24 protein-coding genes are annotated in these 23,562 nt (G+C 70.4%); 11 read left to right on the top strand and 13 right to left on the bottom strand.

The window, feature by feature from the left end; all coding sequences use genetic code 11:
* Nucleotides 1-23: 23 nt before the first annotated feature.
* Genes hutI through HHL11_RS19740 form a run of 3 tightly spaced genes read left to right on the top strand, consistent with a single transcriptional unit; the run spans nucleotide 24 to nucleotide 3,332 of the window.
* Nucleotides 24-1,190, top strand: coding sequence for an imidazolonepropionase (gene hutI, locus HHL11_RS19750; RefSeq protein WP_205964561.1), 1,167 nt, complete (start codon nucleotides 24-26; stop codon nucleotides 1,188-1,190).
* The gene (gene hutG / locus HHL11_RS19745; protein WP_169420287.1) at nucleotides 1,187-1,987 is read left to right on the top strand and encodes an N-formylglutamate deformylase; all 801 of its coding nucleotides are present in this window, start codon (nucleotides 1,187-1,189) and stop codon (nucleotides 1,985-1,987) included. Before hutI ends, hutG begins: the two co-directional genes overlap by 4 nt.
* On the top strand, nucleotides 1,977-3,332 hold the full coding sequence (locus HHL11_RS19740) for a formimidoylglutamate deiminase (RefSeq protein ID WP_169420286.1): 1,356 nt from the start codon (nucleotides 1,977-1,979) through the stop codon (nucleotides 3,330-3,332). The genes hutG and HHL11_RS19740 overlap by 11 nt, the downstream gene beginning before the upstream one ends.
* Here the strand turns inward: HHL11_RS19740 and HHL11_RS19735 are convergent.
* The gene (locus HHL11_RS19735) at nucleotides 3,325-4,185 is read right to left on the bottom strand and encodes an MBL fold metallo-hydrolase (protein WP_169421188.1); all 861 of its coding nucleotides are present in this window, start codon (nucleotides 4,183-4,185) and stop codon (nucleotides 3,325-3,327) included. The two genes, HHL11_RS19740 and HHL11_RS19735, sit on opposite strands and share 8 nt — an antisense overlap.
* A gap of 81 nt (nucleotides 4,186-4,266) precedes the next feature.
* Here HHL11_RS19735 and HHL11_RS19730 point away from each other — a divergent pair, with 81 nt between their 5' ends.
* The 3 genes from HHL11_RS19730 to HHL11_RS19720 are packed head-to-tail and all read left to right on the top strand — an operon-like array spanning nucleotide 4,267 to nucleotide 5,481.
* Nucleotides 4,267-4,602 carry an ArsR/SmtB family transcription factor gene (locus HHL11_RS19730; protein WP_169420285.1) on the top strand — a complete coding sequence of 112 codons (336 nt, stop codon included), beginning with the start codon at nucleotides 4,267-4,269 and terminating at the stop codon, nucleotides 4,600-4,602.
* Nucleotides 4,599-5,030: a YeeE/YedE family protein gene (locus HHL11_RS19725; protein ID WP_169420284.1), complete on the top strand. Its 432-nt coding sequence runs from the start codon at nucleotides 4,599-4,601 to the stop codon at nucleotides 5,028-5,030. Before HHL11_RS19730 ends, HHL11_RS19725 begins: the two co-directional genes overlap by 4 nt.
* A gap of 10 nt (nucleotides 5,031-5,040) precedes the next feature.
* Nucleotides 5,041-5,481 carry a DUF6691 family protein gene (locus HHL11_RS19720; RefSeq protein ID WP_169420283.1) on the top strand — a complete coding sequence of 147 codons (441 nt, stop codon included), beginning with the start codon at nucleotides 5,041-5,043 and terminating at the stop codon, nucleotides 5,479-5,481.
* A gap of 3 nt (nucleotides 5,482-5,484) precedes the next feature.
* On the opposite strand, the gene HHL11_RS19715 is transcribed toward HHL11_RS19720, so the two are convergent.
* Together HHL11_RS19715 and HHL11_RS19710 are read right to left on the bottom strand one after the other, a co-directional pair.
* On the bottom strand, nucleotides 5,485-6,147 hold the full coding sequence (locus HHL11_RS19715; protein WP_169420282.1) for a peroxiredoxin: 663 nt from the start codon (nucleotides 6,145-6,147) through the stop codon (nucleotides 5,485-5,487).
* Nucleotides 6,148-6,213: 66 nt separating this feature from the next.
* Nucleotides 6,214-7,032 carry an AraC family transcriptional regulator gene (locus HHL11_RS19710; protein WP_169420281.1) on the bottom strand — a complete coding sequence of 273 codons (819 nt, stop codon included), beginning with the start codon at nucleotides 7,030-7,032 and terminating at the stop codon, nucleotides 6,214-6,216.
* Nucleotides 7,033-7,104: 72 nt separating this feature from the next.
* Between HHL11_RS19710 and HHL11_RS19705 the strand changes: the two genes are divergently transcribed.
* From HHL11_RS19705 to HHL11_RS19695, 3 genes are read left to right on the top strand one after another with little or no spacing between them, the layout of a single operon-like run.
* A complete protein-coding gene (locus HHL11_RS19705) occupies nucleotides 7,105-8,343 on the top strand; it encodes an MFS transporter (RefSeq protein WP_169420280.1) in 1,239 nt (412 codons plus the stop codon).
* Nucleotides 8,344-8,396: 53 nt separating this feature from the next.
* Nucleotides 8,397-10,187: an ExeA family protein gene (locus HHL11_RS19700; RefSeq protein ID WP_169420279.1), complete on the top strand. Its 1,791-nt coding sequence runs from the start codon at nucleotides 8,397-8,399 to the stop codon at nucleotides 10,185-10,187.
* Nucleotides 10,188-10,202: 15 nt separating this feature from the next.
* Nucleotides 10,203-10,991, top strand: a complete 789-nt coding sequence (locus HHL11_RS19695; RefSeq protein ID WP_169420278.1) for a general secretion pathway protein GspB — start codon at nucleotides 10,203-10,205, stop codon at nucleotides 10,989-10,991.
* Nucleotides 10,992-11,018: 27 nt separating this feature from the next.
* Here the strand turns inward: HHL11_RS19695 and HHL11_RS19690 are convergent, their stop codons facing one another.
* The gene (locus HHL11_RS19690) at nucleotides 11,019-11,738 is read right to left on the bottom strand and encodes a DUF1444 domain-containing protein (RefSeq protein WP_169420277.1); all 720 of its coding nucleotides are present in this window, start codon (nucleotides 11,736-11,738) and stop codon (nucleotides 11,019-11,021) included.
* A gap of 212 nt (nucleotides 11,739-11,950) precedes the next feature.
* Here HHL11_RS19690 and HHL11_RS19685 point away from each other — a divergent pair, with 212 nt between their 5' ends.
* Nucleotides 11,951-12,481 (top strand): bactofilin family protein, encoded by a 531-nt coding sequence (locus HHL11_RS19685; protein WP_169420276.1) that lies wholly within the window; start codon nucleotides 11,951-11,953, stop codon nucleotides 12,479-12,481.
* Nucleotides 12,482-12,520: 39 nt separating this feature from the next.
* Here HHL11_RS19685 and HHL11_RS19680 read toward each other — a convergent pair whose 3' ends face one another.
* From HHL11_RS19680 to HHL11_RS19650, 7 genes are read right to left on the bottom strand one after another with little or no spacing between them, the layout of a single operon-like run.
* Nucleotides 12,521-13,399 carry a sugar phosphate isomerase/epimerase family protein gene (locus tag HHL11_RS19680; RefSeq protein WP_169420275.1) on the bottom strand — a complete coding sequence of 293 codons (879 nt, stop codon included), beginning with the start codon at nucleotides 13,397-13,399 and terminating at the stop codon, nucleotides 12,521-12,523.
* Between the two features lie 5 nt (nucleotides 13,400-13,404).
* The gene (locus HHL11_RS19675) at nucleotides 13,405-14,286 is read right to left on the bottom strand and encodes an NAD(P)-binding domain-containing protein (RefSeq protein ID WP_169420274.1); all 882 of its coding nucleotides are present in this window, start codon (nucleotides 14,284-14,286) and stop codon (nucleotides 13,405-13,407) included.
* Nucleotides 14,283-14,984, bottom strand: coding sequence for an SDR family oxidoreductase (locus tag HHL11_RS19670; protein WP_169420273.1), 702 nt, complete (start codon nucleotides 14,982-14,984; stop codon nucleotides 14,283-14,285). Before HHL11_RS19670 ends, HHL11_RS19675 begins: the two co-directional genes overlap by 4 nt.
* Nucleotides 14,974-15,933, bottom strand: coding sequence for a Bug family tripartite tricarboxylate transporter substrate binding protein (locus tag HHL11_RS19665; RefSeq protein WP_169420272.1), 960 nt, complete (start codon nucleotides 15,931-15,933; stop codon nucleotides 14,974-14,976). Before HHL11_RS19665 ends, HHL11_RS19670 begins: the two co-directional genes overlap by 11 nt.
* Before the next feature lie 19 nt (nucleotides 15,934-15,952).
* Complete coding sequence (locus HHL11_RS19660; protein ID WP_169420271.1) at nucleotides 15,953-17,164, bottom strand: dihydrodipicolinate synthase family protein; 1,212 nt, start codon at nucleotides 17,162-17,164, stop codon at nucleotides 15,953-15,955.
* A gap of 10 nt (nucleotides 17,165-17,174) precedes the next feature.
* Nucleotides 17,175-18,338: a Gfo/Idh/MocA family protein gene (locus HHL11_RS19655; protein ID WP_169420270.1), complete on the bottom strand. Its 1,164-nt coding sequence runs from the start codon at nucleotides 18,336-18,338 to the stop codon at nucleotides 17,175-17,177.
* 47 nt (nucleotides 18,339-18,385) lie between these two features.
* Nucleotides 18,386-19,036 (bottom strand): TetR/AcrR family transcriptional regulator, encoded by a 651-nt coding sequence (locus HHL11_RS19650; RefSeq protein ID WP_169420269.1) that lies wholly within the window; start codon nucleotides 19,034-19,036, stop codon nucleotides 18,386-18,388.
* A 41-nt stretch (nucleotides 19,037-19,077) separates the two neighbouring features.
* Here HHL11_RS19650 and HHL11_RS19645 point away from each other — a divergent pair, with 41 nt between their 5' ends.
* Nucleotides 19,078-20,781, top strand: coding sequence for a thiamine pyrophosphate-binding protein (locus HHL11_RS19645; protein WP_169420268.1), 1,704 nt, complete (start codon nucleotides 19,078-19,080; stop codon nucleotides 20,779-20,781).
* Here HHL11_RS19645 and HHL11_RS19640 read toward each other — a convergent pair.
* Both HHL11_RS19640 and HHL11_RS19635 read right to left on the bottom strand, forming a co-directional pair.
* Nucleotides 20,771-22,093 (bottom strand): metallopeptidase TldD-related protein, encoded by a 1,323-nt coding sequence (locus HHL11_RS19640; RefSeq protein ID WP_169420267.1) that lies wholly within the window; start codon nucleotides 22,091-22,093, stop codon nucleotides 20,771-20,773. The two genes, HHL11_RS19645 and HHL11_RS19640, sit on opposite strands and share 11 nt — an antisense overlap.
* Entirely contained in the window at nucleotides 22,093-23,547 is a 1,455-nt protein-coding gene (locus HHL11_RS19635; protein WP_169420266.1) for a TldD/PmbA family protein, read from the bottom strand. The genes HHL11_RS19640 and HHL11_RS19635 overlap by 1 nt, the downstream gene beginning before the upstream one ends.
* Nucleotides 23,548-23,562: the final 15 nt, after the last annotated feature.

Below are 23,562 nucleotides of genomic sequence, written 5' to 3'. Positions count from 1 at the left end.
GGACCCACTGCAAGGCCGCCACCATGGTGGGCGGTGGCGCGGCCTATGGCTGGATCGCCGATGCGGCGCTGGTCGTGGATGACGAAACCCTGGCCTGGGTGGGCCCGCGCAGCGAGCTGCCGGCGCAATACCGTGCCATCGAGGCGCACGATTGCGGCGGCGCGCTCGTCACGCCGGGCCTGGTCGACTGCCACACGCACCTCGTGTACGGCGGCGACCGTGCCGGCGAATTCGAGCAGCGCCTCAACGGCGCCAGCTACGAGGAGATCGCCCGCGCCGGCGGCGGCATCGCGTCCACCGTGCGTGCGACGCGCGCGGCCAGCGAACAGGAGCTGTTCGCGCAAAGCCGCAAGCGGCTGCGGGCGCTGCTGGACGAAGGCGTGACCACGGTGGAAATCAAGTCCGGCTATGGCCTGGCGCTGGAGCACGAGCGCAAGTGCCTGCGCGTGGCGCGCACGCTGGGCGAGTCCGAACGCGTCACCGTCCGCACCACCTTCCTCGGCGCGCATGCGCTGCCGCCGGAGTTCGCGGGCAACAGCGACGGTTACCTGGCCGAAGTGCTGTTCATGCTGCCCATGTTGAAGGGCGAAGGCCTGGTCGACGCGGTCGATGCCTTCTGCGAACGCATCGCCTTCACGCCGGCGCAGACCGAGCTGGTGTTTCGCGCGGCGCTGGCGCTGCACCTGCCGGTGAAGCTGCACGCCGAACAATTGAGCGACAGCGGCGGCGCGCAGCTCGCGGCCCGCTACGGCGCGCTCAGCTGCGACCACCTGGAGTGGCTCAGCGAGGAGGGCGCGCGTGCCATGGCACAGGCCGGCAGCGTCGCCGTGCTGCTGCCCGGCGCCTTCTATTTCCTGCGCGAGACCAAGCTGCCGCCGGTGGCGCTGCTGCGCGAGCAGGGCGTGCCCATCGCCATCTCCACCGACTGCAATCCGGGCAGCTCGCCCTGCAGCTCGCTGCTGCTGATGCTGAACATGGCCTGCACGCTGTTCCGGCTGACGCCGGAAGAGGCGTTGGCCGGCGTGACGCGCGAGGCGGCGCGCGCGCTGGGCCTCACCGACCGCGGTACCCTGGCAGCGGGCCAGCGCGCCGACTTCGTGCTGTGGGACGTGGCGCATCCCGCGCACCTGAGCTACGCCTTCGGTTCCAACCCGAGGCTGCAGACGATCCAGGGAGGACAGCCCTCATGACATTCGACTTGCGCCGCGGCACGTTGCCGCTGCTGGTGAGCATTCCCCACATGGGCACCGACATTCCCGGCGAGCTGCAGGCGTGCTACCAGCCGCGCGCCATGCAGGTGGAAGACACCGACTGGCACCTGGCGCGGCTCTATGCCTTCGCCGTGGAGCTGGGAGCGAGCGTGCTGCAGCCGCGGCATTCGCGCTACGTGATCGACCTGAACCGGCCGCCGGACGATGCGCCCATGTACCCGGGCGCCTCCAACACCGAGCTGTGCCCCACGCGCTTCTTCACCGGCGACACGCTGTACGCCGAGGGCGCCGCACCGGACAGCACCGAGCGGCTGCGCCGGCGCGACACCTACTGGCAGCCTTACCACGATGCGCTGGCCGGCGAGCTGGCGCGCATCAAGGCGCAGCACGGCTATGTCCTGCTGTGGGACGCGCACAGCATCCGCTCAGAAATCCCCTGGCTGTTCCAAGGCGTGCTGCCGGACCTGAACATCGGCACCGCGGGCGGCGCCAGCGCGGACGGTTCCATCACCGAGGCGGTGGAGGCCGCGGCGGCGCACTTCCCGCAGTACACGCGGGCCGTCAACGGCCGCTTCAAGGGCGGCTACATCACGCGCCACTATGGCAAACCCGCGGAGCACGTGCATGCGGTGCAACTGGAGATGACCCAGAAGAGTTACATGCGCGAGGACGAACCCTGGGACTGGCTGGAAGAACAGGCGCGGGCCGTGCAGCCGGTGGTGCGGGCTATGGTCGAAGCCGCGCTGCACGCTGCGCGCAAGGTCCATGGCCTCTGAATCCCGCCGCTTCCTCGCCCCGCGCGCGTGGGTCGCCGGCGGCTGGGCGCGCGACGTCCTGCTTGTTTCCGACGCGCAAGGCCATTGGTCCGAGGTGCGGCCGGATGGCCCGGAGGCCGGCGATGCCGAGCGCCTGCCCGGTCCGGTCTTGCCGGGACTGGTCGACGCCCACAGCCACGCCTTCCAGCGCGCCATCGCGGGCCTGACGGAGCGCAGCCCGGCCGGCCAGGACGATTTCTGGAGCTGGCGCGACCGCATGTACGCCGCGGCCCTGCGGATCTCGCCGGCGCAGGTGGAAGCCGTCGCCGCGCACCTCTACGCGGAGCTGCTGGCGGCGGGCTACACGCAGGTCTGCGAGTTCCACTACCTGCACAACGACACCGACGGGCGTCCCTATGCGGATACGTCCGAGGTGGCGCAGGCACTGGCGCGCGCGGCGCAGGGCGTGGGCATCGGGCTCACCTTGCTGCCGGCGCTGTACATGCGCGCGGGCTTCGGCGAGCGCGCGCTGCGCGAGGACCAGCGCCGCTTCGCCTCGACGCCGGACTCGGTGCTGGCGATCGCCGAGCGCCTGCACGGTATGGCCCCGCTCGTCACGAGCGGCGTCGCGATCCATTCGCTGCGCGCCGCCGACATGGTGGCGATCTCGGAAGTGGCCGCGGCTGCGCGCGGGCGCATGCCGCTGCACATCCACATCGCCGAACAGCGGCGCGAGGTGGAGGATTGCCGGGCCTGCCATGGCGAGCGGCCGGTCGCCTGGCTGCTGCGGCAGCAGCGCGTGGACGAGCGCTGGAACCTGGTGCACGCGACGCACACCTTGCCCGAGGAAGCGATCGCGCTGCGCGATACCGGCGCCGCGGTCGTCGTCTGCCCGAGCACCGAGGCCAACCTGGGCGATGGCGTGTTCGACCTGCAGACCTGGCTGGGCGCCAGCGGTCGCTGGTCCATCGGCTCCGACAGCCACGTGACGCGCAGCTGGTGCGAGGAACTGCGCCTGCTGGAATATTCGCAGCGCTTCGCCCTGCGCGAGCGTAACGTCGCCGCTCGCGCCGCGCTGCGCGAGAGCACGGCGGCGGCGCTGTTCGAAGGCGCGCTGGAAGGCGGCAGCGCCGCGGCCGGCGTGCCGTTGGGCGGCCTGGCGGTGGGCCAGCGCGCCGACTTCATGGTGCTCGATGCGAATGCCGACGCACTGCTCGGCGTGCCCGAAGACCAACTGCTGGACGCGCAGGTGTTCTCCGCGCCGGAGGCGAAGCCGCTCTCGGTCTATGTGGCCGGCCGACTCACGCAGCGAGCCGACACGCGCAGCGCTTTCCTCGAAGCGATGCGCGCGCTCTGGCTCACATGACGTTCAGCGGAATCTTCAGGTAGGCCACGCCGTTCTCTTCCTTCGGCGGCAACTGCCCGGCGCGGATGTTGACCTGCACCGAAGGCAGCATCAGGTTGGGCAGGCCCAGCGTGCGGTCGCGCGCCTGCCGCATCTCGACGAACGCGTCCTCGCTGACGCCGTCATGCACATGGATGTTGTGGGCCTTCTGTTCAGCCACGGTCGTTTCCCATTGCGGCGCGCGGCCTTCCGGCGGGTAGTCGTGGCAGACGAACAGGCAGGTTTCGCCCGGCCGGTCCAGCAGATGGCGGATCGAGCGATAAAGCTGGCGCGCGCTGCCGCCCGGGAAGTCGCAGCGCGCCGTGCCCACGTCCGGCATGAACAGCGTGTCGCCGACGAATACCGCATCGCCGATCTCGTAGGCCAGGCAGGCCGGTGTGTGGCCCGGCATGGCGATGACGCGCGCCTGCAGTCCCCCAACCGCGAAGGTGTCGCCATCGGCGAACAGGTGGTCGAACTGGTGGCCGTCGCAGCTGAACTCGGGCTCCAGGTGGAACAGGCGCTTGAACACGCCCTGGACCTCGGTGATGTTGCGGCCCATCGCGACGCGGCCGCCGATTTCCGCCCGCAGCCAGGCCGCAGCGCTGAGGTGGTCGGCATGGGCGTGCGTCTCCAGGATCCAGGCCACCTGCAGGCCCTGGGAGCAGACGAAGTCCGCGATGCGGCGCGCCGAAGCCGTGCTGGTGCGGCCGGACTTCGCGTCGTAGTCCAGCACCGGGTCGACGATGGCGCAGGCCGCGCCGGGGCCTTCGTACACGACGTAGCTCACCGTGCCGGTCACGGGGTCGAAGAAGGGCTGGACCTTGGCGCGCATCGCGGTTCCTTGCAGGGACATTACGTTGACGATAATATATCTACAGATAGATTGTCAAATCCGAAACTGTAGAAAGACCCCATGCCCGGAAGCACGGTGGAGATCGATGCCATGCGCGAAGCGGCGCAGTCCGCCTGCGCGCTGATGAAGGTGCTGTCCAACCCCGACCGCATGCTGCTGCTGTGCCTGCTGGCCGAGGGCGAGAAGAACGTGGGCGAGCTGCAGGAGGCGCTGGGCATCGTGCAGCCCACGCTGTCGCAGCAGCTCGCCGTGCTGCGCGACGAGGAACTCGTCGAGACCCGGCGCGACGGCAAGAACATCTACTACAGCGTGGCCAGCCCGCAGGCGCTGGCCGTGCTGCAGGTGCTGTACGACCAGTTCTGCACGCCCGCCAAGGGCCGGAGGAGCCGCCGATGACCATAGCTTTCGCGCATTTCACGCCCTGGGCCTCGCTGGCCGGCGGCCTGCTGCTGGGCGCCGCCGCCGCGGCCTTCATCCTGCTGAGCGGCCGCGTGCTGGGCATCAGCGGCATCGTCGGCGGCTTGTTGCAAGCACGCGCCGGCGACCGCGGCTGGCGCGTGGCCTTCCTGCTAGGGCTGGTCGCCGCGCCGGCGCTGTGGTCGCTGTTTGCCGCGCTGCCGGAATTCCGCAGCACCGCGAGCCCGGCGCTGCTGGCCGTCGCCGGCTTGCTGGTGGGTTGGGGCACGCGCCACGGCTCCGGCTGCACCAGCGGGCATGGGGTCTGCGGCCTGGCGCGGCTGTCGCCGCGTTCGCTGGTGGCCACGCTTGCCTTCATGGCGACGGGCTTCACCACCGTCTTCCTGCTGCGCCACGTCTTCGCCTGAGGAGCCGAGCATGAAAAAGCGCATTGCCGAATTCCTGGTCGGGCTCGCCTTCGGGCTCGGCCTGCTGCTGGCCGGCATGGCCGACCCGGGCAAGGTCCAGGGCTTCCTCGATCTCGCCGGCAACTGGGATCCCTCGCTGGCTTTCGTGATGGGCGGGGCCATCGCCGTCAGCTTCTTCGCCTTTGCCGTCGCGCGCCGGCGGACCACGGCCTGGTTGGGCGGCGCGATGCAGTTGCCGACCTCGCGCGACATCGACCGGCGCCTGGTGCTGGGCAGCCTGATGTTCGGCGTGGGCTGGGGCCTGGCCGGCTTCTGCCCGGGGCCGGCGATCGTGGCCATCGGCGCCGGTCATTGGCAGGCGGCGCTGTTCGCGCTCGCCATGCTGGGCGGCATGGCGCTGCACGACCTGGCGGGCCGGCGGCCGGCACGCGTGGCCGCCGCCCCGGAGTAGGGCTCAGGAACCCGGCTGCTTCGTCACCCGCAGGTAAGGCTTGACGGCCTTCCAGCCCTGGGGGAACAGCTTCTTCGCGTCTTCGTCGCTGACCGAGCCGGCGATGATGACGTCGTCGCCCTGTTTCCAGTTCACGGGCGTGGCCACCTTGTACTTCGCGGTGAGCTGCATCGAATCCAGCACGCGCAGGATCTCGTCGAAGTTGCGCCCCGTCGTCATGGGGTAGGTCAGCATCAGCTTGATCTTCTTGTCCGGACCGACGATGAACACTGAGCGCACCGTCTGGTTGGTGGCGGCGGTGCGGCCGTCGGAGCTGCCCGGTTCCTCGGCCGGCAGCATGTTGTACAGCTTGGAGACGGCCAGGTCCTTGTCGCCGATGATGGGGTAGTTGACCTTGGCGCCCTGGGTCTCCTCGATGTCGCCCAGCCAGCGGCTGTGGCTGTCCACCGGGTCGACCGACAGCCCGATCAGCTTGGCATTGCGCTTCTTGAACTCCGGCTCGATCTTGGCCATGTAGCCCAGTTCGGTGGTGCACACCGGCGTGAAGTCCTTGGGATGCGAGAACAGGATGGCCCAGCTGTCGCCGATCCAGTCGTGGAACTGGATCGGGCCCGTGGTGGTTTCGGCGCGGAAATCGGGCGCGGTGTCGTTGATGCGCAAGGACATGGTGGATGCTCCTGTTGGAATGGGCAGGGATGATGCGCCGCCGCGCTCGGGCGTGTCAACGCGCCGTCAGGTCTTGCGGAACTCGCTGGGCGCCTGGCCCATCGCCGCCTTGAACATCGCCGTGAAGGCGCTGTCGCTGGCGTAGCCGGTGGCCGCCGCCACCTGGCTCACCGGCAGTCCGCGGGCCAGCAGGGGCAGGGCGTGCGCGATGACGGCCTGCTGGCGCCAGCGCTGGTAGCTGGTGCCCAGCTCGTCGCGGAACAGCCGCGCCATGGTGCGCTCGCTGGCGCCGACGTCGGCGGCCCACTGCGCCAGCGTCGCACGCTCGGCCGGCGCGCGCAGCACCGCATCGCACAGCGCGCGCAGGCGCTTGTCGCCGGTCTGCGCCGGCGGCAAGGGCACGCCGAGGTCCTGCGTCGCCGCCCCCTGCAGTTCGTCGAGCACCAGGCCTTCCAGCAGCTTTTCGCGCTCGCGCGGCAGCTCGGGCCGGTCCAGTGCCGCGACCAGCTCGCGCAGCAGCGGCGACACCACCAGCATCCGGCAGCCGGACCAGCCCGGCGGCGTGACCGAGGCGTCGATGTAGACCGTGCGCAGCTGCGCGTGCTCCAGCACGTGGATCGCATGCACCGCGTGCGGCGCGATCCAGACCGCGCGCGAAGGCGGCACGATGTAGGTGACCTCGCCGCTGGCGCGGTCCGGCGCCGCCGCGCGCACCTGCACGATGCCGCTCGCGCAGTACGCCAGCTGCGCCGAAGGGTGGCGGTGCGGGTCGAAATGGGCGTCGGCCGGCATGTTGCGCGAACGCACGCGCACCGGGCGCTGGCGGGTGGGGCGGAAGGCGCCGGTGTCCCCGAAAGGGACGCCGTCATCGGGTGGGCGGGCCATTGGCTGATTTTCGCTGATCTATGGCGTTCCGTCGCATTTCAGAAACGGGCGTCCGCCGGTAGCATCCCTGCCATGACGACCGCCAGTACCGCCTTGCCTGCCTCTGCCGCCAACCTTCGCAACGAAGCGGGCGTGATCGGGCTGGTGGGCATCGCCCACCTCGTGAGCCATTTCAGCCAGCTGCTGCTGGCGCCCCTGTTCCCCTGGCTCAAGGAAGCCTTCCACGTCGGCTACATCGAGCTGGGCGCGCTGATGACCGTGTTCTTCGTGGTGTCCTGCGCGGTGCAGACCAGCTCGGGCTTCCTGGTGGACCGCTTCGGCCCGCGTCCCATCCTGTTCACCGGCCTCACGCTGCTGGCGGTGGCGGCCTTCGGCTTCGCGTCCAGCCCCAACTACGGGACGATGGCCTTCTTCGCCGTGATCGCCGGCATCGGCAACGGCGTCTTCCATCCGGTGGACTACACCATCCTGAACCGCAAGGTCAGCACGCCGCGCCTGGGCCATGCCTACAGCGTGCACGGCGTCACCGGCAGCCTGGGCTGGGCCGCCGCGCCGGCGCTGGTGCTGCCGATCGCGATCAACTTCTCCTGGCGCGCCGCGCTGGTGGCGGCCGGCTGCGTGGTGGTGGCCGTGCTGGCGGTGGTCTGGTTCAACCGCGACAAGCTGGAACTGCCGCCCACCCTGGCCAAGCCCGCGGCCGCCAAGGGCCCGCAGGAGAGCAGCTTCGCCTTCCTGCGCATCCCCGCTGTGTGGATGTGCTTCGCCTTCTTCTTCGTCTACGCGATCATCATCAGCGTGGTGCAGGCCTTCGCGCCGGAAGCGGCGCGGCAGTTGCATGACGTGCCGCGGGCCCTGGCCGCTTCCTTCCTGACCGTGTACATGGTGTGCAGCGCCGGCGGCATGGTGCTGGGCGGCTTCCTCGCCTCCGACCCGGCGCGCTGCGAGCGCGTGGTCGGCGCCGCCTTCGGTGGCGCGGCGGTGGTGGCGCTGGTGATCGGCCTGGCGCCGGTGCCCGCGCTGGCGGTGCCGGTGCTGTTCGGCGTCATGGGCTTTGCGGCCGGCATCGCCGGGCCTTCGCGCGACCTGCTGGTGAAGCGCTCCACGCCGGAAAACTCCACCGGCCGCGTCTATGGCGTCGTCTATTCCGGCCTGGACATCGGGCAGGCCTTCTCGCCGCTGGTGTTCGGCGCCTTGATGGACCACCACAACTACCGCGGCGTGTGGCTGGGCCTGGTGGCGGTGCAGGCGGTCCTGATCGTCAGCGCCTTCAACGTGCGCAAGGCGCGCCGCACGACGCTGGTTCCCGCGTAAACCCGGGCGCCGCGGAAGCAGCGCCGTTACATTGGCGCGGTATCCTTGGCGCCATGTATGCCGCGTATTTCGGGCTGAAGCAGGAGCCGTTCTCCATCGCGCCCGACCCCCGCCTGCTGTTCATGAGCGGGCAACACCGTGAGGCCCTGGCGCACCTGCTGTACGGGGTGCAGGGCGGTGGTGGCTTTGTGCTGCTCACGGGCGAGATCGGCACCGGCAAGACCACCGTGTGCCGCAGCTTCCTGGAGCAGGTGCCGCCGCACGTCAACCTCGCCTACATCTTCAACCCCAAGCTCACCGTGCTGGAGCTGCTGGAGACGGTGTGCCACGAGTTCGGCATCGACGTGCCGCGCGCCGAAGGCCGCGCCGCCACGGTGAAGGACTTCCTCGACCCGCTCAACGACTTCCTGCTGCGCGCCCACGCCGCCGGCCGCAACAACGTGCTGGTCATCGACGAGGCGCAGAACCTCGCGCCCGAGGTGCTGGAGCAGCTGCGGCTGCTGACCAACCTGGAAACCAGCGAGCGCAAGCTGCTGCAGATCATCCTGATCGGCCAGCCCGAGCTGCGCGCCATGCTGGCCCGGCCCGAGCTGGAGCAGCTGGCGCAGCGCGTGATCGCGCGCTACCACCTGGGGCCGCTGACCGAGGACGAGAGCGCCCAATATGTGCGCCACCGGCTGGAGGTCTGCGGCCTGCAGGGGCCGCTGCCCTTCGACCGCGGCGCGCTGAAGGGCGTGCACCGCGAGAGCGGTGGCGTGCCGCGCCGCATCAACCTGCTGTGCGACCGCGCGTTGCTGGGCGCCTATGCCGGCGGCCAGGCGCAGGTGACGCGCGCCGTGGTGGCCCGTGCCGCCGACGAAGTGTTTCTGCGCACGGCACGCCCGGCGCCGGCCTGGCGCCGCCTGGCGCTGGCGGGTGTCGGCGGCCTGGCTGTGGGCGTCGGGCTGTACGCGATGGCTACGCGCGAAGCGCCGCTGGCTGAGGCGCGTCCGTCGGCGGCCTTGCAGCCTGCGCCGGCGGTGCCCACTGCGCCGCCAGCGCTTGCCCAGGCCGCGGTGTCGCAGTCCGGTGGCCAGGCCGTGGCGTCCCAAGTCGGGGCCCAGGCCGCAGCGCCGCAGTCCAGCGTCCAGGGGGCCGCGCCGCAAGTGGGTGCCCAGGTCCTCGCGCCGCCGGCCGCAGCCGCGCCGGCTATGTCGCCATCCGCCAACCCGCCTGCCCAGGCCCTGCTGGTGGCTACCCAGGTTCCGCCGCCGAGGCCGGTGCTGCTGCGCGACGAGAGCGCGGCCTGGCGCGAACTGGCGCAGGTGTGGAAGCTGTCGCCGCCGCCCGATGCCGAGCCCTGCGCCGCGCTGGCGCGCGAGCGCGTGCAGTGCTTCAACAAGACCTTGAGCCTGGCGCTGATCCGCCAGCTCGGGCGGCCCGGCATCGTCACGCTCGACAAGGCCACCGGCCAGCCGTCCTATGCCATCCTGGCGGCGCTGAACGGGCAGCACGCCACGCTGCGCGCCGCCGGCACCGAACAGACCGTCACGCTGGCGGCGCTGGCCGCGCGCTGGGACGGTGACTTCGGCACGCTGTGGCGCGCCCCCGAGGGCTACGACGGCCACGTGGCCGACGGCCAGGGTGGCCTCACGGTCGCCTGGGTCGCCGACAAGCTGGCGGCCGCCAAGGGCGCGCCACCGCCGCGCCACCCGCCTGTCCTGGACAATGCGCTGCGCAGCGACGTCAAGGCTTTCCAGCTGGCGCAGGGCCTGCCCGCCGATGGCCGGCCGGGCCCGCTGACCTACATGCAATTGAACCGGGCGAGCGGCGTCGACGAGCCGCGGCTGCGCACCGACCCCTGAGAACGCGAAGAACGCATGTCCTACATCCTCGATGCCCTGCGCAAGGCCGATGCCGAGCGCGAGCGCGATCCCGCCCGCGGCATCCACGCGCAGCCGATGGCGCAACTGCCGGCTGCCTCGCGGCGCCTGCCGCCGGCCCTGGGGGCCGCGCTGGCCGCCGTGCTGGTCGTGGCGGGCGGCGCTGCCTATGTCCTGCGTGAGCGCAGCGCGCCGGCGCCATTGCCTGCGCCTGTTGCCGTTGCTCCGGTTCCCGCGCCCGTGCTTGCCCCGGTACCGGCTGCGCCGCCCGCTGCAGCGCCGGTGGCCGACAGCGTGCAGCCCGCGCCGCCGCCGATGCCGGCGCCGCAGCCGGTGAAGGTGGCGGCCGTGAAGGCCGCGCCGGCGGCCCCGGTCGCCAAGACAACGAAGACCGCGGACGCGGCCAAGCCTGCCGACGCGAACAAGGGCGCCGCGACTACGCAAGTCGCCGCCGCGGCGCCAACCGCACCGGCGAGCCAGCCCGCCGAAGCCACTGCGCAGCAACCCGCCGCGAAGCCGCTCGATGCCGCCAAGGCCTCGCCGTCCGCGACGGCGGAACGCATCTACGCCCAGGCCGAACTGCCGGCCGACATCCAGCACGCGCTGCCCAAGCTCGCCATCTCCGGCGGCGTGTATTCCGAGAACGCCGCCCAGCGCATGCTGGTCGTCGGTGGCCAGGTGGTCGGCGAAGGCGCCGAGCTCGCGCCCGGCGTGCTGCTGGAGCAGATCCGCTCGCGCAGCGCGGTGCTGCGCTTCAAGGGCTGGCGCTACAGCGTCGGCTTCTAGCCGCGGCTGGAAGCGGACGAGCCAACCCTAGTCGTCGGCGTTCGCGTGGTCCTGCAGTTGCTGCGGGGCCTGGAACACCGACCAGTGGCCGTCCTTGAACAGGTACAGCGCCGAGGACACGCGGGCGCCGCGCTCCGCGGCGAACAGCGCGGCGGCGCTGAAGCGCAAGCTGTTCAGCGCATCCTCGTCGTCGGCGCGCGCGAACACGAGCTCGCCGTGGCCGGGCACCGCGGCCACGATCCCTTCGGGATAGTCGCGCGCGGTCTGCTCCCAGAACTCGCGGTCCAGGAAGTAGCTGCTATCGAGGTCCGGCGACTTGCCGCGCACCAGCATCAGCCCGCCGTTCCAGGGCTCGACGACCGGCGCGCCATAGCGCGCGCGCAGGTTGTGCACCGCTTGCGCCAGCGCCTGTTCGGGCGTCAGGTGCAGCTGCTGCAGGTCGGCGGGCAGGGCGCTCTGCACCTGCTGCAGGCCGTCGAACACCAGCCGCAGGTGCATGTCGCCGAGGTACTGGTACCAGCTGGCCTCGAATTCGACCTTGCGGCCGTCAGGCAGTTGCGCGGTGATGCGGCCGAAGGGCTGCAGCGATTCGTCCTGCTTGTTGGCGCCGGGCGTCTCGCGCAGCACCACCAGCAGGTTGGACGCGCTTACCTGGATCTGCTCGCCTTCGGGCGGCGCGGCCGCCGCGCCCGCCATGGCGCCCGCGAAGCACGCAAGTGCCACCGCGCGCCGCAGTATCACGTTCATTGCGTTCCCCTTCTTTTCGTCCATGGTGCAACGCGAGTCGCCAACATTCAAGTTGCCCTTTGGTCGTGGTCCGCGCAAGCCGCAGGAGTGTGCTTGCGCGTCGGTGCTCAGCAACGCCATTCGTTACCCTTCTTGCGCTGCCAGCTGAACATGTAATAGGGGCCATGCGTAGCATCCGGGGCTCTTGCAGTTCAATCTCCCGAGGACTTTCCATGGCATTGCAATCCCCCTTCTTCAACAACACGTCCAAGCGCGAACCGGAACCCTATCCGCGCCCGGGAGCCACGACCCCGAACGCAGCCGCCGTCGCCGCGAACCCGGCGCCCGCGGCCACCGCGCCGGCCGCCGCCGCGAGCACCGTGAAGGAAGGCGAGAGCAAGCTCACCGTCGGTCCCAACATCAAGCTGAAGGGCGTCGAGATCACCGACTGCGACACGCTGGTGGTCGAGGGCTCGGTCGAAGCGACGATGGATTCGCGCGTGATCCAGATCTCCGAGCGCGGCGCCTTCAAAGGGTCGGCGGAAATCGACGTAGCCGAGATCCGCGGCCTGTTCGAAGGCAACCTGACCGCGCGCCAGAAGCTGGTGATCTATTCGACCGGCAAGGTGACCGGCCGCGTGCGCTACGGCAAGGTCGTGATCGAGGAGGGCGGCCAGCTTTCCGGTGAAGTCGAGGCGGGCACCAGCTCGACGCGCTCGACGACGCAGCCCGCGGCGGCGCGTCCCTTGCAGCCGGTGCAATAAGGCACCGGGTCCCCGCGTCCGCGGGGATGACGAGCTGGTCTACACCACCGTCCTGTGCCGCGCGATGCAGGTGTCCAGCACCTCCTCGTGCGGCCGCTTCCACCAGTTCCCGGTGCTGAAGATCTCCACCTCGCTGTAGCCGGCAAAGCCCTGGGCTTCGACCCAGCCGCGGATGCGCGGAATGTCGATGACGCCGTCGCCGGGCATGCCGCGGTCGTTCAGCAGGTCGGTCGTGGGCGTGAGCCAGTCGCAGACGTGGAAGGCGAGGATGCGTTCCCTGCCCGCGCGCGCGATCTGCTGCTGCAGCTTCGGATCCCACCACACGTGATAGACATCGACGGCCACGCCGAGGTCGCCGCTGCGGCCCGGGTCGAGCGCGTCGCAGATGTCCAGCGCCTGTTCCATCGTGTTGACGCAGGCGCGGTCGGCCGCGTACATCGGATGCAGCGGCTCGATAGCCACCGGCATCTTCGCCTGCCGCGCGTGCTCCAGCAGTTCGCCGATGCCGTCCTGCACCTGCGTCCGCGCCAGCGCGATGTCCTTGTGCGCGGCCTGGCCTTGCAGCGCGCCGGGCAGCCCACCCACCACCAGCACCAGGCAGGCCGCCCGCAGTTCGGCGGCTTCGTCGACCGCGCGCCGGTTGTCGTCGCGCGCGGCGCGCAGGCCCGCGGCATCGGCCGCGGGGAACATGCCGCCTCGGCAATAGCCCGAGAGTTCCAGGCCCAGCGCCCGCACTTGCTTCGACACGTTCGCCAGGCCCGCGGCCGCCACCTGGTCGCGCCAGGGCGAGATGGCGCGGATGCCGCGTTCGGCGATGGCAGCGAGGATGCGGGGCAGCGGCAGGTCCTCGCCCCGGCTCTTGCGCACGGTGGCGGTGTTGATGGAAAGCCAGCGGTGGTCTTGGGAAAAGTCGCGCATGGGGTTCAGCTTGTGCGTTCGCGCCGCAGCTGCAGCAGGATCGCGGCGTTGTCGAGGTCGCCGTCGCCGGCAGTGATCGCGTCGCGCATCAGGCGCGCGTGGGTTTCGGAAAGCGGCAGCAGCTGGCCCGCGCCGCGCGCGGCGTCCAGCATCAGGTCCACGTCCTTCAGGTGCTGGCGGATGCGCGATTGCGGCGCGAACTGGCCGCTGGCCATGAGGTGGCCCTTGGCTTCGGCCGCCGCCGAACGCGCGGGCGTCGCCAGCACCAGTTCCAGGAATTTCGCCGGCGCGATGCCCAGGCTCTCGGCGAACACCATGCCTTCGGCCAGCACCGCCCGGTTGAGGCCCAGCACGAGGTTGGTCGCGAGCTTGGCCTTCGCGGCCATGCCGGCGGGGCCGACATGCAGGCGCTGGCGCGCGATTGCATCGAACACTTCGGCCTGCGCCTCGAGGTCCGCCGCCTCGCCCCCCAGCAACTGCGTGGCTTCGCCGCCGGCGATCTGCTGGCTGGAGCCGGACAGCGGGCCTTCGATGAAGGCGATGCCGCGCTGGAGCAAGCGGGCTGCCAGGGCCTGCAGCGCTTCGGGCTCGCCGGTGGAGCAGTCGATGACCGTGCGCACGGCATGGCCCTCGGCCAGCAGGCGGCCGGGCTGTTCCAGCAAGGCGATGACGTCCTTCGTGTCGAAGACCGCGAGCAGCACGCGGGGGCAACGCGCGCCGACGGCCGCCGCCGATTCGCAGGCGGTACCGCCCATCGCTGCGAGCGCATCGCGCGCTTCGGTGCGCAGGTCGTAGCCGTGCACCGCGAAGCCCGCGGCGAGCAGGCGGCGGGCGAGGGCCTGGCCGACGAGGCCGAGCCCGACGAGGCCGATCTGTCCAGTGCTCACGGTGTCAGCGAAGTGCCGCCGCAGACCTGGATCTCCTGCCCGGTGATCGCCGCGGCCGCGGGCGTGAGCAGGAAGGCCACCAGCGCGGCCACTTCGTCGGGTTCGATCAGCCGGCCGATCGGCGGCACGCGCGCAGGCGTGCCCGCTCGCGCCGGGTCGGCGAGCATGCCGGTGCGGGTGGCGGCGGGCGAAACGACGTTGACGGTGACGCCACGCGTCACCACTTCGGCGGCCCAGCTGCGCGCCAGCGTCGCCAGCGCCGCCTTGGTCGCGGCGTACTGGCTGCGGCCGGCGACGCCGCGGGCGACGCGCGTGCCGATCACGACCATGCGGCCGTGGCCGGCCGCGGCCATGCGCGGGAGCAGGACGTCGGCGATCTGCGTGGCGGCTGCGACGTGGATGCGCCACATCGCTTCGCCGCCCTTGGCATCGAGGGAACCGAGGGCGGCGGGGCGCAGGATGCCGGCGGCGTGGACGACGGCGGTGAATTCCGCGGAGAGACCCGCCAGCGCTTTCGCGAGGGCCGAAGCCTCGGAGAGATCGACGCCCACGTGCTCGAAGCGCGCGCCGGCTATGGCAGGTGCAGCGACGTCGAAGCCGCACACCTGCCAGCCATCCTCCAGCAGGCGCCGCGCCACCGCCAGTCCGATGCCGGAACTGCTGCCGGTGACGAGCGCCCGTCCGGCCTCATTCGACACGGATGTTGCCTTCCGTGATGATCTTCTGTGCCCGCGCCATGTCGGCGGCCTGGAACTTGGCGAAGTCGTCCACCGAGCCGGGCGTGAGCAGAAGGCCTTGCTGCGCCAGCTTGTCCTTCATGTCGCCGGCGAGCGCCTTGTTGACCTCGGCGTTCAGCCGGTGCGTGATGTCCGCCGGCAGCTTGGCCGGGCCCCACAGGCCGTACCAGCTGTAGAACTCGTAGCCGGGGATGGTTTCGCCGACGGTCGGCACGTCGGGCAACGCGGGCACGCGCGCTGCGGAGGTCACTGCGACCACCCGCAGCATGCCGCTCTTGTGGTACTGCAGCGAGCCGAGCACGGGGTCGATGAAGCCGTCGATCTGGCCGCCGATCAGGTCCTGGAAGGCCGGCGCCGTGCCCTTGTACGGCACGATCAGGTAGTCGAGGTTGCCGTTGCGCTTCAGCAGCTCCGTCGAGAGGTGGCCCGCCGAGCCGATGGAACCGACCGCGAAAGTCATCTTGCCCGGATGTGCCTTGGCATAGGCGATCAGCGACTTGATGTCGGTGACCGGCAGGTTCTTGTTGATGGCGACGGACAGCGGCGCCTTCGCCACCAGCGCGATCGGCTGGAAATCCTTGGTGACGGAGTAGGCGACCGACTTCATCGTCATCGGTGCGCTGACGAAGGTGGAAGCGTTGAACAGCAGCGTGTAGCCGTCGGCCGGCGCCTTGGCGACGATGTCGGCGCCGATGGTGCCGTTGCCGCCCGGGCGGTTCTCCACGACGAAGGGTTGGCCCAGCGCGTCGCCGACTTTCTGCGCCAGTTGCCGCCCCACCGCGTCCAGCGTGCCGCCGGGCGGGAAGGGAATGATGACTCGCACCGGGCGCGCGGGCCAGGCGTCGGCGGCCAGGGATGCGAAGCTGGCGGCGGCCAGCAGGCTGGCCAGTGCAAAGCGTTTCAGGAACATGCCGTCTCCTCTTTCTCGTTCATTCGACGCCGTGCAGCGCCAGCAGCGTCTTCATGCGGCGCACTGCCAGCTCGGGTTGCTCCAGCAGGTTGGCCGCATCGGCCAGGCGGAACAGCTCTGCCAGGTGTGGCAGGCTGCGGGTGCTTTGCTGGCCGCCCACCATCGTGAAATGCGATTGGTGGCCGTTCAGCCAGGCCATGAACACGACGCCGGTCTTGTAGAAGCGCGTGGGCGCCTGGAAGATGTGGCGCGACAGCGGCACGGTGGGGCCGAGGATGGCGTGGAAGCGATCGAGGTTGCCGCGCGCCAGTTCGCCCAGCGCGGCGCTCGCGGCCGGCGCGATGGCGTCGAAGATCCCGAGCAACGCGTCGCTCTTGCCGTGCATGGCTTCCGGGCCGAAGCCGTCGCCGGCGATCAGTTCGGCGTAATTGAAGTCATCACCGGTGTACATGCGCACGCCGGGCGGCAGGCGCCGGCGCATCGCGATCTCCTTGTGCTTGTCCAGCAGAGAGATCTTGATGCCGTCGACCTTGGCCGCATGGGCGGCGATGATGCCCAGCGCCGTGTCCATCGCTTCATCGACATTGGCCGAGCCCCCGGCAGCAGCTTGACTGCTGCCTCCCCAATATCCGGCCAGCGCCGGGTCGAACATGTCGCCCAGCCAGTGCAGGACGACCGGCTGCTTCGCCTGCGACAGGATGCGGCCGTAGACCTTCTCGTAGTCGGCCGGCGACTTCGCCACGCGGGCCAGCGCGCGGGAGGCCATCACGATCAGCTTGCCACCGAGCTTCTCGATGGCTTCCATCTGCTCCTCGTAGGCGCGGATGACGTCGTCCACGCCCTTGGCGTTTTCCGGCGGCAAGTGGTCGGTGCCGCAGCCGCTGGCGACCAGCGCGCCGGGCATGTCGCGCGCCGCGTCCAGCGAATGGCGGATCAGTTCCAGCGAAGTGGGCCAGTCCAGGCCCATGCCGCGCTGCGCGGTGTCCATGGCCTCCGCCACGCCCAGGCCCAGCGACCACAGGCGGCGCCGGTAGGCGATGGTGGCGTCCCAATCGACGGCGCATTGCAGCCACGGGTCGACGGCCGCCAGCGGGTCGGCCACCACGTGCGCCGCGGAGTAGGCGATGCGGTTGAAGGTGGTGCCGCGCTCGGGCAGCTCCGGCTGCGTGCCGCGCAGCGTGTAGGTCTCCAGCGCGCGGGCCGGCGTAGGGAGCTTCAGCGACAAGGCCATGGCGCGCTCCTCAGAAGCCCAGCGACGGAATGTCGACCCAGCGCCGTTCCTTCCAGCTTTGCAGCGCGGCTTCCACCAGCTGCACGCCCTTGGCGCCTTCCGGCAGGGTCCACTGGTAGGGCGCGTCTTCCACCACGTGGCGGATGAAGTGCTCCCACTGGATCTTGAAGCCGTTGTCGTAGGCCTGCGAGTCCGGGATCTCCTGCCAGCCGTCGAAGAAGTCGATGGTCTGCTTGACGTCGGGGTTCCACACCGGCCGCGGCGTGGCGACGCGGCTCTGGGCGCGGCACTCCTGCAGGCCGGCGACGGCCGACCCGTGGGTGCCGTCGACGTGGAAGGTGACCAGGTCGTCGCGGCGCACGCGCGTGGCCCAGGACATGTTCAGCTGCGCGACCACCGGCTCGCCGTTGTGGCCCACGAGTTCGGCGGTGGCGTAGGCGGCATCGTCGGCGGTCGCGGGGTAGGGCTTGCCGTTCTCGTCCCAGCGCTGCGGGATGTGAGTGGCGCCCAGGCAGGAGATCGACTTGACCTGGCCGAACAGGTTGTCCAGCACGTAGCGCCAGTGGCACATCATGTCCAGGATCATCCCGCCGCCTTCCTCGGCGCGGTAGTTCCACGACGGCCGCTGGATCGGCTGCAGGTCGCCCTCGAACACCCAGTAGCCGAACTCCAGGCGCAGCGACAGCATGCGGCCGAAGAAGCCGGCGCGGCGCAGCATGTCCAGCTTGCGCAGGCCCGGCAGGAACAGCTTGTCCTGCACGGCGCCGTGTTTCAGGCCGGACTTCTGCGCGGTGTTGGCGATGTCCATCGCTTCGGCCAGCGTCGTGGCGATGGGCTTCTCGCAGTAAACGTGCTTGCCGGCGCGCAGCGCCTTGGCCAGCAGGGCGGGGCGCATCTGCGTGGTGCCGGCGTCGAAGAAGACGCTGTCGTCCTTGTTCTCCAGCGCGCGATCGAGGTCGGTGCCCCAGCGCTCCACCTTGTGGGCGCGGGCCAGCGCTTCGATCTTCTCGGCGTTGCGGCCGATCAGGATCGGGTCCGGCATCACCTTGTCGCCGTTCGAGAGCGTCACGCCGCCCTGCGCGCGGATGGCGAGGATGGAGCGGATCAGGTGCTGGTTCATGCCCATGCGCCCGGTGACGCCGTGCATGATGATTCCGAGACGTTGGGTGGCCATGGCTTCCTCTAATTCACTAGATGGTGAATTATCGAAGCCGCCCCGAATCAGCTTCTCAGTAGATACCCGAGGATCACGTCCGTCATGTGCGAGAGGCGCTCGCTGCGCGCCTTGGGTGCCATCAGGTCGCGGCCGAAGATGGACGACAGCGTGTGCACGTTGGACATGTAGAAGTAGGCGAGACCCGCGATGGAGACGTACAACTGCACGGGGTCGACGCCGCCGCGGAAGGTGCCGTCCTTGCGCCCGCGCTCCAGCACCGCGGCCAGCGTCTCGATCAGCGGCGAGTTCAGTTCCTGCACCCGCGGCGAGGTGTCGAGATGGCGCGCCTTGTGCAGGTTCGCGCTGTTCAGCAGGGTGATGAACTCGGGGTGCGCGAGGTAGTAGTTCCAGGTGAACTCCAGCAGGCGGCGGATCGCCTGCACCGGCTCCAGCTCCTGCAGCTTCAGCGCCTGCTCCTCGTTGCGGATGTCGCGGTAGACCTGCTCCAGCACCGCCTGGAACAGCTTCTCCTTGTCGTCGAAGTAGTAGTAGATCAGCCGCTTGTTGAGGCCCGCGCGTTCGGCGATGCGGTCCATGCGCGCGCCGCCCAGCCCGTGCTCGGCGAATTCATCGCGGGCCGCTGCTAGGATGGTGTTCTGGGAGCGGTCGGCATCGCGCTGGCGCTCCTCGGGCGCGGGGCTGGGGTCTCGAGCCATCTTCGGATAATTCACTTTCTGGTTAATTAAGTCAAGCGCACATGACCCAAGCCACGCAGCTCGCCGGCCACCTGATCGTCGAATGCCTCGCCGAACAAGGCGTCACGCACGTCTTCGGCGTGCCGGGGGAGAGCTACCTGGCGGTGCTGGATGGCTTCCACCAGTACCGCGACCGCATCCGCTTCGTCATCAACCGCCAGGAGGGTGGCGCAGCGTACATGGCCGAGGCAGTCGGCAAGCTGACCAACCGGCCCGGCGTCTGCTTCGTGACGCGCGGCCCCGGCGCCACCAATGCCTCGATCGGCGTGCACACCGCCTTCCAGGATTCCACGCCCATGGTGCTGTTCGTCGGCGACGTCGCCAGCGACCAGCGCGACCGCGAAGCCTTCCAGGAGGTGGATTACAGCGTGTTCTTCGGCCCGAGCACCAAGGGCATGGCCAAGCGGGTGGAGCGCATCGACGACCCGGACCGCATCCCCGAGTACGTGAGCCGCGCCTTCGCGACCGCCATGAACGGCCGGCCCGGCCCGGTGGTGCTGGTGCTGCCCGAGGACATGCTGGTGCAGGAAACGGCGGCGCGGCCGTTGCCGCAGGTGGACGCCGTCGAAGCCTGGAGCGACCCGGGCTCGCTGCGCACCTTGCGCGAAATGCTGCTGGCGGCGAAGAAGCCTTTCGTCATCGCCGGCGGCGGCGGCTGGACGCCGCAATCGGCGCAGGCGCTGCAGCGCTTCGCCGAGAACTGGAAGGTGCCGGTGGGCAACGCCTTCCGCTTCCAGGACACCTTCGACAACCACCATCCGCAGTACGCAGGCGACGTCGGCATCGGCATCAACCCGAAGCTGGCCGCGCGGGTGAAGGAAGCCGACCTGATCCTGGCGATCGGCCCGCGCCTGGGCGAGATGACCACCAGCGGCTACACCTTGCTGACGCCGCCGCAGGCGAAGCAGAAGCTGGTGCACATCCACGCCAGCGCCGAGGAGCTGAACCGCGTCTACCGCGCGGACCTCGCGATCAACGCCACCATGAACGCCGCGGCGCGCTCGCTGGAAGTGCTGACGGCGCCGCCGGAACTGCCCTGGGCGGACTGGACGGCGGCGGCCAACGCGGACTATGTCGCCAACCTGCAGCCGCAAAAGCTGCCCGGCGACATCGACATGCCGGCCATCGTCGGCCTGCTGCAGAAGCACCTGCCGGCCGACGCCGTGCTGACCAATGGCGCGGGCAACTTCGCGTCCTGGGTGCACCGCTTCTTCCGGCACCACGGCCTGGTCAAGGGCTACAAGACGCAGCTGGCGCCCACGGTGGGCGCGATGGGCTACGGCGTGCCGGCCGGCATCGCGGCGGCCATCGCCACCGGGCGCGTCGCCTTCACCATTGCCGGCGACGGCGACTTCCTGATGAACGGCCAGGAGCTGGCGACGGCGGCGCAGGAAGGCGCGAAGTCCATCATCGTCCTGTTGAACAACGGCAGCTTCGGCACCATCCGCATGCACCAGGAACGCGAGTATCCGGAGCGGGTGCATGGCACGCAGCTGGCCAACCCCGATTTCGCCGGCCTGGCCCGCGCCTATGGCTACCACGGCCAGAAGATCACGCGGACCGAGGAGTTCGAGCCGGCGCTGCTGGCCGCGCTGGAGCGCCCTCAAGGCACGCTGATCGAGGTGATGATCGACGTGGACGTGATCACCACCCGCGGGCCGCTCAGCGCGATCCGCGCGGCGGCCTTGAAGCGCGTCAAAGGGTAAAGGCGAAGTCGTCGACGATCGCGCCGGGCGCGGAGGTGCCTCGCAGCTGCCGCGCCCCGTAGGTCGCGTTGTCCGCCTGGAACTCCACCCGGTCCGTCAGCGCCACCAGCCCGCTGCCGAACATCCGCAGCAGCGAATCGTCGAAGCGCATCACCGCGATCGGCGCCACCGGCCTGCCGTCCTCCACCCACATGCAGGCGAAGCGGGTCATGCCGGTCACCCGGCAGGCCTGGCGGTCGCTGTAGTTCAGGTAATGCAGGTCGCTGAGGTAGACGCCCGTGCCCAGCGCCTTCAAGGCGTCCACGGCGGGCAGGGCGCCCGGCGCGAGCGCCAACGCTTCCGGGCTTTCGCGATCGCCGCTGTTGCTGGCCGCCAGCCCGTATTCGCTTGCGCTGCGCGGCGACACCAGCGTGCCGGCCGCACGGCCCTGGTCCACCAGCACGATCTCCGCCGGGTTCACGAAGCCATCGGACTGGAAGGCCGGCACGCCGGCCGCGGCGCGCGCCTCGGTGATCCGCACGGACGGGGCGAACAGCTCCTCGCCTCGCTGCAGCCGCACCAGCGTGCTGACGCCGGTACGCACGCCGCGCTCGCCGAAGCCGCCCCAGCCCAGCGTGCCCAGCAGGTCGGCGACGGCCACCGGGCTGAACAACACGCGATAACGGCCCGGCGCCAGCGTCTTGCGCGGGCGCGCCAGCAGTTCCAGCTGCGCGCGCGCCTCGCCCATGCGGCGCGCCAGTTCTGCCGTCTCCCAGTGCATGCCGGCATAGGTGGACTTCACCGCCAGGTCGCCCTCGCGGTACAGGCACCATTCGAAATGGAAGTTGCCCACCGCATGCCAGTTGCGCTGGCCGCGGCTGTCAGCATAGGCCCGCCGGACCGGGCCGCCGGCGTAGAAGCCGACCAGGTCGGCGCCGGCGCCTTCGGTGGCGATGGTCGCCACCACTTCTTCCGCGCTCGCCAGCGTGCCGGCCGCCTCGTGCGAAGTGGACTGCACGACGTCGGGCAGCAGCAGGAAGGGATCCTCCGGCACCAGCGGCAGCTCGCTGGCCAGTTGGTCGCGCTCGGCGCGCAGGCGCGCGGTGTCGGCGGCCAGGTCGCCGGTCAGGGTGCAGGTGGCGCTGGCGCGGCGCCGTCCCGCGACCACCGTGACCGTGCCATGGCGCTGCTGCACCTGGCCGCCCTGGCGCAGCTTTGCGTGGTTGAAGCGCAGGAAATCGGACTCCTCCGCCTCCAGCGACAGGCTGACCCGGTCCAGGGCGGGGACGGTGACGCAGACGGCGGCCGCGAGCGCTTCGAACCAGTCCCGCATCACTTGCCTCCCCCGAAGACCTGCACCCGGTCGAACTTGCAGGCCGGCGCGGCATGGCCGACCCGGATCACCTGGTTCGGCTCGCCCTTGCCGCAGAAAGGCGTGCCCATCACCTCGAAGGTGCCGGCGTTGCCCACCATGGACAGCGAGCGCCAGAAGCTGGCCGAGATGCCGCGGTAGTTGGGCCGCCGCACCACCTCCGCCAGCTTGCCGTGGCGGATGCGCTGGCCCCATTCGCAGCCGAACTGGAACTTGTTGCGCGAGTCGTCGATGCTCCAAGAGGCGTTGGTGCGCATCAGCACGCCATCGTCGATGCTGGCGACCATCTCCTCGAAGCTGGACGCGCCCGGCTCCACGTTGAGGTTGGCCATGCGATCGATGGGCGGGCGCTTCCAGCTGCAGGCGCGGCTGTTGGCGACGCCTTCGATGTCCGGCCGCAGCGCCCGGGCCCGCGCCTGCGACAGCGCGCCGCCCAGCGGGCGCTGCAGGATGCCGTCCCGGATCAGCCACTCGCGCTGCGCCGGCTGGCCGTCGTCGTCGAAGGCGTAGCTGGCGAATTCGGCCGGCACGTCGGGGGCAAAGCTCACGTTCAGCAGCGGGCTGCCGTAGCGGTAGTGGCCGAACATATCGAGAGTGACGAAGCTGGTGCCGGCGAAATTGCGCTCGTCGCCGAGGATGCGATCCAGCTCCAGCGGGTGGCCGATGCTCTCGTGGATCTGCAGCATCATCTGGTCGGGCGCCAGCAGCAGGTCCAGCTCGCCGGTGGGGCAGTCGGGCGCGCGGACCAGTTCCAGCGCCTCGCGCGCGACCCGCGGTGCATCGTCCAGGAAGCCGGCGCGCTCCAGCACCTCCAGGCCGCCCTGCTGGCAGAAGCCGTTGTACTGGCCGGCGGCGGAGCGGCTCTGCGTCTCGCCGCCATCGCTGGCCACGGCCACGATTTCAGGCACCAGGAACTCCCAGTCCTGCTCGATGCGGCCGCCGTCCGCGCTCAGGAACAGCTGGCGCGTGCGGGTGCTCCAGAGCGACGCATTGCGGTCGACGATGGCCGATCCGAGGTCGGCGCCGGCGCAGGCCTGGGCCAGCAGTTCGTACTTTTCCTTCAGCCCCAGGGCGGCGGCCGGGCGCTGCACCGGAGTCGCGTAGCGGCCCTTTCCGGGCGCCTGGAGCGCTTCGGCGGGGAGGGGCAGGGCATGGGCCGCGCTGGCCCGCGCAAGCGCCCTGGCGTGGCCGAAAGCGGCTTGCAGGCCGGCCCGGCTGAGGTCGCTGGTGGCGGCATAGGCGAAGCCGCCGCCGGCCGCCACGCTGACCATGGCCCCGGCGTCATGGGCCCGCCAGGGCGGCAGGGCGGCGTCGCGCCGCACCGCCAGCAGCTCGGAGCGTTCCTCCACCAGGCGGGCGGACCACCAGGCATCCGCCGGCGCGGCGTCCTGGACGAGGCGTTCGAGTTCTTCCATCGCGCCAGTCTGCCA

The organism is Ramlibacter agri, assembly GCF_012927085.1.
Lineage (GTDB): Bacteria > Pseudomonadota > Gammaproteobacteria > Burkholderiales > Burkholderiaceae_C > Ramlibacter > Ramlibacter agri.
Note: the sequence above shows the minus strand (reverse complement) of the source record. Positions and strands in the feature narration are given on the sequence as shown.